This window comes from Gluconobacter sp. Dm-74, assembly GCF_018256135.1.
GTDB classification, from domain to species: domain Bacteria; phylum Pseudomonadota; class Alphaproteobacteria; order Acetobacterales; family Acetobacteraceae; genus Gluconobacter; species Gluconobacter cadivus.
Genome location: NZ_JAERLX010000014.1, coordinates 44,436 through 57,500, shown reverse-complemented (window position 1 = coordinate 57,500; position 13,065 = coordinate 44,436). Strand labels below are relative to the sequence as shown.

The following is a 13,065-nucleotide window of genomic DNA, read 5'->3' as shown; positions in this document are numbered from 1 at the left end:
AGCAGGCTGGCCAGCGGGTTTTGCAGACTGCGCTGGATGACACGCTTGAGCGGGCGGGCACCATAGACAGGATCGTATCCTTCTGCGGCCAGCCATTCGGTTCCCTTCTCGTCCAGTTCCAGGTCGATCTTGCGATCTTCCAGCAGCTTCTGGAGACGGCTGATCTGGATCTTGACGATCCGGTCCATGTCCTTGCGCTGCAAACGGGAGAACAGGATGATCTCGTCCAGACGGTTCAGGAATTCCGGCCGGAAGTGATTCCGTACGACCTGCATCACCTGCGGACGAACTTCATCCACCGATTCACCATCCGGCAGATTGGCCAGAACTTCGGAGCCAAGGTTGCTGGTCAGGACAATGATCGTGTTGCGGAAGTCCACCACACGTCCCTGCCCGTCCGTCAGACGTCCATCATCGAGAACCTGAAGCAGAATGTTGAAGATGTCCTCATGGGCCTTCTCCACCTCATCGAACAGGATCACCTGATAGGGACGACGGCGCACAGCCTCGGTCAGCACACCGCCCTCGTCATAACCGACATAGCCCGGAGGGGCGCCGATCAGACGGGAGACCGCGTGCTTCTCCATGAACTCACTCATGTCGATCCGCAGCAGGGCCTTCTCGTCATCGAACAGGAATTGCGCCAGAGCCTTCGTCAGTTCGGTTTTGCCAACACCCGTCGGACCAAGGAACAGGAACGAACCGATCGGACGGTTAGGATCCTGAAGACCGGCACGAGCCCGGCGGACGGCGTTCGACACGGCAACAAGCGCCTGCTCCTGCCCGACGACACGATCACGCAGTGTGTCTTCCATGCGGATCAGCTTGGCGCGCTCACCTTCGAGCATCCTATCCACCGGCACGCCCGTCCAGCGGGACACGACCGAGGCCACGCCCTGATCTGTCACGGTATCAGCGAACAGTCCGCTTTTCGACGAGGCGTCCTCTTCTTCCTGAGCCTTGGCAATCTGAGACTCAAGGTTCGGAATCAGGCCGTACATCAGCTCGGAAGCCTTGCCGAGATTACCCTGACGCTGCGCGACTTCCACATCGGAACGCGCGGTATCGAGCTGCTCCTTCAGCTTCTGGATCGCATTCACCCGATCTTTCTCGGCATGCCATTCGGCACCCATCGCATCGGACTGCTCTTCCAGATCGGCCAGTTCGGCCTCCAGCGCGACCAGACGATCCTTCGAGGCGTTATCGTCTTCCTTACGGATGGCTTCCCGCTCGATCTTGAGCTGGATGATGCGACGGTCGAGTTCGTCCAGAGCTTCCGGCTTACTGTCGATCTGCATCCGCAGACGGCTGGCAGCCTCGTCGATCAGATCGATCGCTTTGTCCGGCAGAAAGCGATCCGTGATGTAGCGATTGGAGAGGGTTGCGGCCGCAACAATGGCATTGTCCGTAATACGAACGCCGTGATGCAGTTCGTACTTCTCCTTGATGCCACGCAGGATCGAGATCGTATCGGCCACAGATGGCTCACCCACGAAAACCGGCTGAAAACGACGGGCCAGAGCCGCGTCTTTCTCAATATACTTGCGGTATTCGTCGAGCGTCGTCGCACCCACGCAATGCAGCGTGCCGCGAGCCAGTTCCGGCTTGATGAGGTTGGACGCGTCCATCGCCCCATCGGACCGACCGGCCCCGACCAGCGTGTGCATTTCGTCGATGAAGAGAATGATTTCGCCTTCAGCCGTCTCGATTTCCTTGAGAACAGCCTTCAGACGCTCCTCGAACTCACCGCGATATTTCGCACCAGCAATCAGCGCGCCCATATCAAGCGACATCAGCTTCTTGTTGCGCAGGGCCTCTGGCACGTCACCGTTGACGATCCGCTGTGCGAGCCCTTCAACAATGGCCGTCTTACCCACGCCCGGCTCACCGATCAGAACGGGATTGTTCTTGCTGCGACGCGCCAGAACCTGAATGGTCCGGCGGATTTCCTCATCACGGCCGATGACCGGATCAAGCTTGCCAGCCTGAGCCACAGCCGTGACGTCACGGGCGTATTTCTTCAAGGCGTCGAACGTGTTTTCCGCTGAGGCGCTCGTAACGGTGCGTCCCTTGCGGATTTCCGCAACAGCACGCTCCAGAGCCCCGGCACTGGCCTTGCCATCGACAAGCGCCTTGCCCGCAGCCGTATTGCTGGCGGCAATCGCCACAAGCAGACGGTCCTGCGCCACATGACTGTCGCCAGCGACTTTTGCAGCGGATTCCGCACCATCCAACAGACGGGCAAGATCAGGCGTCATCTGGGGCTGGCCCGCACCGGCACCCTGTACTTTCGGCAACTTTGCAAGCGCGGCGTCATTGGCGGTCTGGACCACCTTCGGATCACCACCCGCTGCGCGGATCAGACCGGAGGCCGCGCCCTGTTCATCGTCCAGCAGGGCCTTGAGCAGATGCTCCGGCGTCAGCTGCTGGTTGTAGTCCCGAAGCGCAATCGTCTGTGCGGCCTGAAGAAAGCCTTGGCTGCGTTCGGTAAAATTCTGAATGTCCATAGTCTTTAAAGTCCTCGTATGCCCCGTTGCGGCAGCATTGATGTTCTTGGCCGCCCCCGGAGGCAGCGGCCTGTGACTAATATTTAGGCAGTCATTTTTTCGTTTCAAGAGCCTCGCGGAGACGTTTTGCCGGCCCCTGCAACACGAGATCCGCCTTCGAAAGACGATCGAACGCGTTGCGGTTCTGGTGCCAGTACGGATAGATCAGGTCCGGCGCACTCACATCGTCCAACCTGCGGACCTGCTCCTGCGTGAGACGAAGCGACGCGGCAGCGAGATTGTCCAGAAGCTGGCTCTCTTTGCGCGCACCCAGAACCAGCGACGTAATCCCCGGCTTGTGCAGCGTCCAGGCCAGCGCCACACGGGCCGCGGAAACGCTGTGCTCTTCCGCGATCTGCACCAGAACCTCGACCGTATCGTAGAGCTTCTTCAAATCCCGGACTTCGGGCTCCGGCCAACCGGAAATCCGGCGGGAATCTTCCGGTGCCGTCTTGCCGCGACGATACTTCCCCGTCAGCAGGCCACAGGCCAACGGGCTCCAGACCTGAACGCCCAAGCCCTGATCCACAGCGAGCGGCAGAAGCTCATATTCTGCATCCCGCGCTTCAAGGGAATAATAGAGCTGCTGGCTGACGGGGACGATCAGACGATCCCGCTCCGCGGCACCCAGCAGCTTCATCGCCTGCCAGCCTGCAAAATTGGAAATACCCGCATACCGGATCTTGCCCTGATCGCGCAGGGTCTGGAGCGCTTCAAGCGTTTCCTCGACCGGCGTCAGGCCATCCCATTCATGCAGATAATAAAGGTCGATATGATCGCGCCCCAAACGACGCAGACTGTCTTCGCAGGCATTAAGAATGTGATGGCGCGACAGACCCTGTTCGTTCGGCCCCTTCCCCGTCGGAAAACGCACCTTGGAGGTCACGAGCAGTTCGCGGCTGCGTCCCTGAAGAACACGACCCAGAATTTCCTCGGCCTCGCCGCCGGAATAGGCGTCCGCCGTATCGAACATGTTCACGCCGTGCTCGACGCAGATGTCCACCATCCGCGTGGCTTCGGCGACATCCACCTTCCCGGTGGCGGCAAAATTGCCCTGCCCGCCGAATGTGACCGATCCGAAATTGAGTGCTGAAATCTTGAGGCCCGAGCGACCAAGCTGACGATACTGCATATCCATCAGGCTCCTTCTTGCTGAGACGTAGTGCAATGCAGAACACCCGAACCCGGGATCGGTCCCGGTAAAATCGCTCCCGCTCTCGAAAACGTGAGAGGGTTGCGCAGATCCCCTCCGCAAACCCTGTTCACAAACGACGCCCCGGTCCATGATCGACGTCAAAATCCTGTCCGCCGTCATTCTTTTGGAGATGCAATGCCGTCAAATCCCCTTCGTCGCGCCCTTATGGCCTGCGCCCTCATCTCTCCAGTACTGTCCGCCGGAATTGCCAATGCCGCCGATCCCGCGGCCTGCATGCTCGATCTCGCCAAAACCCGGAACGGAACGCTTGGCCTGCCGAACCATGCGGAAGTCACGCCGGACGGTCACTCCGTCCTGTTCCTGCGTTCGGGACCATTCGACACGCATCTGCATCTTTATCGCTACGATCTGCCGGACCACGCGATTCATGAACTGGCCGCACCGGCATCAGGGCCAGAACATCTGTCGGTAGAAGAAAAAGCTCGGCGCGAACGGGCGCGGCAGAGCATGTCCGGCATCACCGATTACCAGATGAGCGAGGACGGCGGCACGGTTCTCGCCTCACAGGGCGGCCAGCTCGAACGCATTGCCACGGATGACGGTCGCGTCACGCCTGTCGAGGGTCAGTGGATCGCGCCACGCCTCTCGCCGGACGGTCTGAGCCTCGCCGCCGTGCGGGATAATGATCTTTATAGTGTCGATCTGGTCAGCGGACGTGAAACGCGCCTGACAACCGGCGGCAGCGACACGCTGAGCCACGGCCTTGCCGAATTTGCCGCTGCCGAGGAACTGGAACGTGCGGACGGTGCCTGGTGGTCTCCCGACAGCAAGACCATCCTGTTCGAGGAAGCCGATAACAGCGACGTCGAAAAGCACTACATCACCAACCCCGAAGCCCCGCAAACCGAGCCCGTCACCTTCCGCTACCCGCGCGCAGGCACGAACAACGCCAAGACGCGCTTCGGTCTCGTGGACGCCAAAGGCGGCCCAATCCGCTGGATTTCATGGGACCACGACGCATGGCCCTATCTCGGTCGCGTCGTCTGGCGGAAGAATGCCCCCCCCGCCATCGTCCTGCTCAACCGCGAACAGACGAAAGAACAGCTTCTCACGATCGACCCCGCAACCGGCGCCACCCATCTCCTTCTAGAACAGTCCGACCCGGCATGGATCGAACTGGACCCGCGCGCCGCGTCCGGCGGCCACAACCTGCCCGTCTTCCTTGACAACAACGCAGGCTTTCTCTGGGCCGCAGACCGGGGCAAAGACTGGCAGCTCGAACTCCATACCCCGGACGGAAAACTCCAGCGCGTCCTGACGCCGCCCGGCCTGTCCTATATCGCCCTCAACGATTACGATGCCGAACACAACACCCTCACGGTCACAGTCCGCGCCAACCGGCTGGACAACAAGGTCGTTCATATCGATCTGAAAACCGGGGCCGTCACACCATTCGTGACGGAACGCGGCATTCACAACATCCATGTCACCAACGGCACGCACACGGCCATGGTGGATACATTCGCCAGCGCCGCGGGCACGCGCCAGACTTTGGTGCGGGATACGGCAGGTCATGTCGTGGCAACACTTCCGGGTGTAGCGCAGACACCGAAACTCCCGGTCCATGTCGAGTTCACGACCGCAGGGGCGCGGGATCTGGACGCCGCCATCATCCGGCCGGAGAATTTCAGCCCTTCAAAACATTATCCGGTCGTGCTGTCCGTCTATGCCGGACCGGGCTCCAAAATGGTTCACGACACGCCAACGTCCTATCTTGATGATCAGTGCCTTGCCAATCAGGGCTACATTGTCGTCACGCTCGACGGACGTGGAACGCCGGGGCGCGATCATGATTTCGAACGGGCCATCAAGGGCAACCTGATCGATCTGCCGCTTCAGGACCAGATTGATGGGCTTCAGGCGCTCGGCAAGCGTCATCATGAAATGGATCTCTCCCGCGTTGGCGTGCATGGCTGGTCCTTTGGCGGCTATTTCACCGCCATGGCGACCATTCGCCGCCCGGATGTGTTCAAGGTCGGCGTGGCGGGCGCACCACCGGTCGATTTCGCGGATTACGACACGGCCTATACCGAGCGTTATCTCGGCACCCCGCAGGACGACCCGGAGGGCTATCGCAAGAGCGACGTCCTGACCTATGCCGACACGCTGAAACAGCCTCTGCTGCTCATGCACGGCATCACGGACGACAACGTCTATTTCGAGAACACCATGAAGCTGACGCAGGCCCTGCTCCATGCAGGCAAGCCCTATGACCTGCTCCTGCTGCCGGGCACGCATATGCTGCCCGATCCTGTCATTCGCGCCCGCGTAGCCCAGCGACGGGAGCAATTCCTGCACACGGTTCTTCAGCCCGGAAAATAATCACGACATGAAAAAGGGCCGGATCACGCGATCCGGCCCTTTTTCATGGAAATATCGCTGCGCTCAGACGGCAATATCGTCGAACAGTTCCACACCGGACCGTACTGCCATGGCCTGTCGGTAGGCCTCGATCTCAGGGGGATAAACCACCCCACGGATCAGCGAGAGGCTGTGCAGATGCGCGAACAGATGGATATCGTCCGTGGAGAGTTCGCCATTTACGGCCTCGGCCGAACGGATCAGCGGCGCCAGATCTTTCAGCAGTGCATTGAGCTGCGTCAGTTCTTCGGTTTTCTCTTCCAGCAGTGCGCTGAAGGCGCCGACGGAAGGCTCCTTGCGGCGGATAAATCCGGCGCGTGCGGAGGTGGTGCCGAACTCCGGCAGCGGGGCGGCGGCGGCGCGCGGAAGGAACAGGCGATAAAGGGGCGCGGCGGCCTTCTGGAGCCAGGCCGTAATCTCCGGACGCGTGTCTCCCGTCAGAACGGACGTTCCGATCCCATCGATATGCGTAACAATATCCATGCTTTCAGGCATGAAATGTCCATTTTCTTCAAGGATGGGAACGACTTTGCGACCCACCATGCGGACCGGACCGTCCACATCGTCATTCAGCAGGATACGCTTTTCATAGGGGATCTTTTTGAACCCGAAGATCATCCGCGCCTTCGTGCAAAACGGGCAGTGCTCATAAATATAGAGGATATAGGGTGCGCTCATGCTGCCTTCCTGTGTCTGACGGGTGCCTTCTCAGGCTTCTCCGACTGATGAAGAAAAAAGAAGCGGGTCGATCTCGATGGCGTTCAGAGCCTGTCGCCACTTCTTTGTATGGTCGGCGCCAAAAACGATCTCACTGCTTGCCGGTGCCACAAACCACGAACTGTCCCGCAGGATTTCCTGTTCAAGCTGACCCGGCGCCCAGGCCGCATGTCCGAGCGCCAGCATCGCCTGTTTCGGTCCGCGTCCGGCAGCGATTTCGCGCAGGATATCCAGACTGGCGGTCAGGGTCGTATGCCCATCCACCGCCAGACTGCCCTCCCCTGCCCAGTCCGCCGAGTGCAGGACAAAACCACGTGAATGCTCGACCGGACCGCCCATACACACGCCGATCCGGCGTTCGGGGGGATTGGGGTCGATTCCAAGCTGCGCGAACAGATCGTCCAGCCCCGGCTGCGCGAGACGCTTGTTGACGATCAGCCCCATCGCCCCGTCCTGCTCCGAATGAGCGCAGAGATAGATCACGGTCCGCTCAAAAAACGTCTCCGCCAGCGCAGGCGCGGCCACGAGCAGTTGTCCCGTAAGGCCTGCCTCTTTGCCCATCGCTGTCACAGCAGGGTCCGTCAGGTTGTCATTGCGTCCATCGAGTGTTTTTTTCATGCCTGCCAACATGGGTGCATCCCTTCCTGTATTGCAAGCGTTTGCCTTCAGGAGTGTTAATGACATCCAATGTCACTGACCTGAGCCCCGTACTGCCCACGAACCGCCCCTGCCGGGTGCGGACTGTCCGTCTGGAGATTGTCATGCCTCTCACCGTCCTCGTCACCGGCGCCACCGCAGGTTTCGGCCATGCCATTGCAACACGGCTTGTCCGCGAAGGCCATCGCGTCATCGCCACCGGACGCCGCAAGGAGCGGCTCGAAGCTCTCAAGGACGAACTGGGCGAGAGCGTTCTGCCCTTCACGCTCGATATGACCAACCGCGACGCCCTGCGCGCCCTGCCCGCCGCCCTGCCCGAGGACTGGCAGGATATCGACGTTCTGGTGAACAATGCCGGTCTCGCCCTCGGCATGGAACCGGCACAGGACGCCGAACCCGACAACTGGGAATCCATGATCGCCACCAATGTTTCGGGCGTTGTCGAACTGACCCGTGCGCTTCTGCCGGGCATGGTCCAGCGCAATACGGGCTACATCATCGCTCTGGGCAGCACGGCCGGGACCTATCCCTATACCGGCGGCAACGTCTACGGCGCGACCAAAGCCTTCGTTCACCAGTTTACCCAGAATCTCCGCACGGATCTGCTCGGCACCCGCATCCGCGTGACCAATATCGAACCCGGCCTGTGTGGGGGTAGCGAATTCAGCAATGTGCGCCTGGGTGACGACGCCAAGGCGGCCGCCGTTTACAAGGACACAACGCCCCTGACACCGGAAGACATTGCCGGAACGGTCTCCTGGCTCATTGGTCTGCCGTGGCATGTAAATGTCAATTATCTGGAAATGATGCCGGTCTGTCAGGCCTCGGGCGGTCTTGCGGTGAACCGTCATGTCGGTTGAAATCGGCCTCCCCCCACAGCTTCGCATTACGGACGGGAAAAAATTCCGCCTGTCCTCCATACCGACGAATGACAAACTCGGTCGTCAGAAGAACGAGTCCCGTACCCGTATCCGCGACTGCGTGGACCGGATGTCCGTCCTGCAACAGCGTCTCGCGGCCTATGCGACGCATGGCATCCTCGTCGTTCTTCAGGGCATGGACACTGCAGGTAAGGACGGCGCGATCCGGCACGCATTCTCGGGCCTGAACCCGCAGGGCGTGCATGTTACGTCCTTCAAGGCCCCTGCCGGAATTTCGACACGCCATGACGATCTGTGGCGCATCCATCTCGCCGTCCCGTCACGGGGCGAGATCGGCATTTTCAACCGCAGCCATTATGAAGACGTTCTGGTGGAGCGCGTTCATCCGGACATGGTTCGGGCCCGCGGGCTCAATCCAGATCTTCCGGATTTCTGGGACCACCGTTTGCAGGATCTGCGGAACTTCGAGAGCTATCTGCACCGGCAGAACATCATCGTCCTCAAGCTGTTCCTCCATATTTCGCCGGAAGAGCAGCGTCTGCGGCTGCTCAAGCGGCTGGACCATCCGGAAAAACGCTGGAAATTCAGCCCGTCCGACATCAAGGAGCGTGAGTTCTGGCCGCATTATACCGCGGCTTACGAAGAGGCCATCCGCGCGACCTCAACGCCTGAAGCTCCCTGGATCGTCATTCCATCGGACCATAAATGGCTTGCCCGCGTGCTCGTGGCCGAAGCGCTGCTGGACACACTCGAAAGCCTGCATCTGAAGGAACCGGAACAGAAACTCTCCGATTCTCTCCGCGATGCCCAACAGGCCCTGCTCAAAGGTGCGGCCAAAACCGTCTGAGCCAGACCATGCCGATTTTCTCCCGTTTCAGGCGCTTCCTGTCTCCACCAGCCGGACCCTCCGGTCTGGCGGAGATTGCCCGAAGCGTGACCATGCTCGAAACCTGCCCGGTGAAGTGCGTCTCTTCGTCGGGCCTGTCCGACCTTCCCCATCCGGAGCGAAATCCGTTTCGGGACTGGGAGAGCATGCCGGTCACGGTCCAGCACTATGCTCTGCGCAATATCGTGCTGGACCAACCCCTGATGACCCTGCTGCATGCAGGCCACCCCATCTCCGACACAGCCTACGTCCAGCCCCCGGATGCTGTCCGCGCCCTGACGCTGCGCCCGACCGACATGATAAGCTGCACGTCTTTCAAGGGCCTTACGGCAAGCTGCGTCGATCACTGGGCTTCGAATTACTATCACTGGGTCGCCCATACGATCCCGACCCTGCATGTCCTGTCCCTACAGGATAAGGCCGTTCGCCTTGTGCTGCCCGAACACATGCATCCCTGGCAGTTCGAGACGCTGGAGCTTTTCGGCCTGACATCCGACGCCCATATCCGCCTGCAACAGGGGCGCCAGTACGCGTTCAAGGCGCTGGATTACATCACCTTCATCAATGGAAGCGCGGATTTTGCCATCTCGGACCTTTCACGTGCCGCCTATGCCCGTCTTCGACAGGCCGTGGGCGTCTCAGGCAAATCCACGGGTCGGCGGCTGTATATCGAACGCGGAGCTTCGGCCAACCGGCATGTTCCCAACGAAGCCGAAATGGCGGAGGGGCTGGAGAAACTCGGTTTTGAGCGCGTCCGTCCTGAAACTCTCTCCCTGACCGAACAGATCCGTCTGTTCAGCAAAGCCGAAATGGTTATGGGCATGCTCGGCGCCGGGATGGCCAATATTGCCTGGTGCCAGCCGGGAACCCTCGTTTACGAACTCGTTCCGTCCCACCACGTCAACCCGTGTTTCGCCGCGATGGCGACACAGGGTGGCCTGCGCTACTGGGCCGATGTCTTTCAGACGGCTGCCGCACAGGAAAACCATACAGACAATGCTTTAATCCCGCTCCCCGTCACAGATATCCTTGACCGCGTCCGGGATCTAACCGCCCGCCTGCCTCAGACCTAAAAACAAAACCCCGCCGAAGACCTGCTCCGGCGGGGTTTTACGTCATTCAGATCCTGAAAGAAGGATCAGGAACGGCGCTTGCGGCTCGAACCATCGCCACGCGGGCCATCGCCGCCTGCAGGCTTCTGACGGCTGAAGCCGGAACCGCCGCGTCCCTTGTAGCCGCTTCCGCCGCCAGCACCACCACGCGGGCCGCCCTTGAAGCCGCCGCCCGAACGGCCACCGCCGCCAAAACGCTTGCCTTCACCGGGGTTACGACCACGGGGGCCCATGCCGCCAGCAGGCGCTTCAGACGGTTCGATCGTCACTTCATCAGCGTCCGCACCGGCGAGGCAGGACTTGAAGCGCGCAACGCTCTCATCGGCGATCTGGAAATAGGTCTGTTCCTGATCGATGCGGATGCTGCCGATTTCGCGCTTCTGCACACCACCCAGACGGCAGATCAGCGGGATCAGCCATTTCGGATCGGCGCGCTCGGTCCGGCCGACGCTCATCTTGAACCACTCGCCCGCCATGACGTGCTCTTCACGCGGCGCACGCTCTGTGTGACGCGGGGCTTCGACGGACATCGGGCGGACCTGCTCGACCTTCGGAAGACGCGCGCGGTACAGACCCACCAGCGCAGCCGCGAGCTTCGTGGCGTCGTATTTCTCGGCGAGCTGGTTGACCAGGTCGTCGGACATATCGTCCACGGCATTCGTCAGGATCGGATCGTCCATCAGACGGGTCTTGTCCTGCTCGGCAATCGCCGCGGCGGTCGGCACAGCTTCCCATTCCGCCTGAATCTTGGCCATCTGAAGCAGACGCTCGGCCTTGCGACGCTGGCTCACCGGAACCATCAGAACGCTGGTGCCTTTGCGGCCCGCACGGCCGGTCCGGCCCGAACGGTGCAGCAGGGTCTCGGCAGCCGTCGGGATGCTGGCATGGATCACGAGGTTCAGGGCCGGGACGTCAATACCACGGGCCGCAACGTCGGTCGCAACGCAGACACGCGCCTGACCGGAACGCAGGCTCTCGATCGCACGGCTGCGCTCGTTCTGCCCCATCTCGCCGGAAATGGCGACGGATGCAAAACCACGCTCAAGCAGGGTTGCCTGAACCTGATTGACCATCATGCGGGTGTTGCAAAACACCATCGCCGTCGGGCTCTCGTAGAAACGAAGCACATTGACGAGCGAGCGCTCGATTTCCTGCGGCGGCGTGACAACGCAGCGATAGGTGATGTCGGAATGCTGCTTCGCACCCGACACCGTGTCGATCCGCTCGGCATTCTTCTGGTAACGACGTGCGAGCGACGCGATTTCGCGGGCGATCGTTGCGGAGAACAGCAGAGTGCGACGCTCGGCCGGAGCGGCATCAAGCAACTGCTCGAGTTCTTCACGGAAGCCCATGTCCAGCATCTCGTCGGCTTCGTCGAGAATGACGCAGCGCAGAGCGGACAGGTCGAGGGAGCCGCGCGACAGATGATCGCACAGACGGCCCGGCGTGCCGACAACGATATGAACGCCACGGCTCAGTTCGCGGGCTTCGCTGCGGGCATCGGTGCCGCCAATGCAGCTCGCGATGCGGGCACCGGTTTCGGCATAAAGCCATTTGAGTTCGGACTGGACCTGAAGCGCCAGCTCACGCGTCGGCGCGATCACGAGCGCCATGGGCTGAGGGGACGGCGGAAGGCGATCGGCGTCTCCGAGCAGGGTCGGAGCGATGGCCAGGCCGAAGGCGACGGTCTTGCCCGACCCCGTCTGCGCGGAAACCAGCAGGTCGCGCTCGTCCAGCCCCGGCTGCAGAACGGCTTCCTGAACAGGAGTCAGCTGTTCGTAGCCACGTGCCTCAAGGGCGCGCTTGAGGGCAGGATGGGTATCGGGAAAAGGCATATTTTATGAACACTCGGCAAACGTCACGCCGACGACAGGATGCGGCGGCTGGAATGCCGCTGCATAAAGACTTCCGCTTCAAAATACCAGAAAGAACGTATGCCGAGGTTTTTCTTGTGTTTGCGGCTCAGGTTCTGGGCTTGCGGCCAATCACGGCATGAACCGTATCGCGCCAGGCCGTCAGGTCTTCAGGGGGAACGACCTCGCCCGTATCCAGCTCCGCCAGGCCGGTACGGGACATAAGAACACTGACCAGCCGCACGCGGTCCGCAGGCTCCAGCGCCTGCCAGATCGCAACGGCCTTCGCCGCATGGAACTGGTCGGAAAATGTCAGGATCAGCGGCGCGCCGGGCTTGAGAACCCGCACGATTTCCATCAGGACCGCCAGAGGCTGCGTCAGATAGGCCAGACCGTCGCACAACGTCACGGCATCGAAGCTGTCATCTTCGAAAGGCAGGGTCGGCTCGTCATTAAGATCCTGCACGACCCGTTCGCTCAGAACCAGATTGGCATCCAGAGCCGCTTTCGCAACGCCCAGCCCAACCACGCGTTGGAACTGCGCTTCCTTCGGATAATGACTCAGCGCTCCGGCCATCAGGTCCAGCACGGCGCCACCGACCGGCAGAGCCGTCTGATACAGGGCCGTCACGGCTGTCTGCGCGCCCATGTCCATCAGCGAATCCGGGATGCGCTGTGCATGGAAGATCGTGTCAGGCTCGTCGTTGGCACGCGTGAATGCCGCGACGTGCATTCCTTCAAGCTGTTCCGGGCCGCTCATATCCACTCCTTCTGATCCAGCAGCGGACATGAGGGCATGTTCCCCGTGCGTCAACCCGTAGGATGCTTTATGAGAA

General features: G+C 60.9%; 10 protein-coding genes (1 of these 10 cut by a window edge). 4 read left to right on the top strand and 6 right to left on the bottom strand.

What is annotated here, in order from left to right; genetic code table 11:
- Both clpB and JK208_RS14890 read right to left on the bottom strand, forming a co-directional pair.
- On the bottom strand, positions 1-2,507 hold the 5' portion of the coding sequence (gene clpB, locus JK208_RS14895; protein ID WP_211576603.1) for an ATP-dependent chaperone ClpB. It extends 94 nt beyond the left edge of the window; 2,507 of the gene's 2,601 nt are visible here — the first part of the coding sequence; it begins with the start codon at positions 2,505-2,507; its stop codon lies off the left edge, out of view.
- 91 nt (positions 2,508-2,598) lie between these two features.
- Positions 2,599-3,678 (bottom strand): aldo/keto reductase, encoded by a 1,080-nt coding sequence (locus tag JK208_RS14890; RefSeq protein WP_194263190.1) that lies wholly within the window; start codon positions 3,676-3,678, stop codon positions 2,599-2,601.
- A gap of 198 nt (positions 3,679-3,876) precedes the next feature.
- On the opposite strand from JK208_RS14890, the gene JK208_RS14885 reads away from it, so the two are divergent.
- Entirely contained in the window at positions 3,877-6,084 is a 2,208-nt protein-coding gene (locus JK208_RS14885; protein WP_211576602.1) for a S9 family peptidase, read from the top strand.
- A 63-nt stretch (positions 6,085-6,147) separates the two neighbouring features.
- Here the strand turns inward: JK208_RS14885 and grxB are convergent, their stop codons facing one another.
- Both grxB and JK208_RS14875 read right to left on the bottom strand, forming a co-directional pair.
- Positions 6,148-6,801, bottom strand: coding sequence for a glutaredoxin 2 (grxB, locus tag JK208_RS14880; RefSeq protein ID WP_211576601.1), 654 nt, complete (start codon positions 6,799-6,801; stop codon positions 6,148-6,150).
- Between the two features lie 30 nt (positions 6,802-6,831).
- Positions 6,832-7,458: a YqgE/AlgH family protein gene (locus JK208_RS14875; protein ID WP_211576600.1), complete on the bottom strand. Its 627-nt coding sequence runs from the start codon at positions 7,456-7,458 to the stop codon at positions 6,832-6,834.
- Between the two features lie 143 nt (positions 7,459-7,601).
- On the opposite strand from JK208_RS14875, the gene JK208_RS14870 reads away from it, so the two are divergent.
- Genes JK208_RS14870 through JK208_RS14860 form a run of 3 tightly spaced genes read left to right on the top strand, consistent with a single transcriptional unit; the run spans position 7,602 to position 10,337 of the window.
- Positions 7,602-8,357, top strand: coding sequence for an SDR family NAD(P)-dependent oxidoreductase (locus JK208_RS14870; RefSeq protein WP_194263191.1), 756 nt, complete (start codon positions 7,602-7,604; stop codon positions 8,355-8,357).
- Positions 8,347-9,225 carry a polyphosphate kinase 2 family protein gene (locus JK208_RS14865; protein WP_194263148.1) on the top strand — a complete coding sequence of 293 codons (879 nt, stop codon included), beginning with the start codon at positions 8,347-8,349 and terminating at the stop codon, positions 9,223-9,225. Before JK208_RS14870 ends, JK208_RS14865 begins: the two co-directional genes overlap by 11 nt.
- An 8-nt stretch (positions 9,226-9,233) precedes the next feature.
- Positions 9,234-10,337, top strand: a complete 1,104-nt coding sequence (locus JK208_RS14860; RefSeq protein ID WP_211576599.1) for a DUF563 domain-containing protein — start codon at positions 9,234-9,236, stop codon at positions 10,335-10,337.
- Positions 10,338-10,402: 65 nt separating this feature from the next.
- On the opposite strand, the gene JK208_RS14855 is transcribed toward JK208_RS14860, so the two are convergent.
- Together JK208_RS14855 and JK208_RS14850 are read right to left on the bottom strand one after the other, a co-directional pair.
- Positions 10,403-12,211: a DEAD/DEAH box helicase gene (locus tag JK208_RS14855; protein ID WP_211576598.1), complete on the bottom strand. Its 1,809-nt coding sequence runs from the start codon at positions 12,209-12,211 to the stop codon at positions 10,403-10,405.
- 127 nt (positions 12,212-12,338) lie between these two features.
- On the bottom strand, positions 12,339-12,989 hold the full coding sequence (locus tag JK208_RS14850) for a class I SAM-dependent methyltransferase (protein WP_211576597.1): 651 nt from the start codon (positions 12,987-12,989) through the stop codon (positions 12,339-12,341).
- Positions 12,990-13,065: the final 76 nt, after the last annotated feature.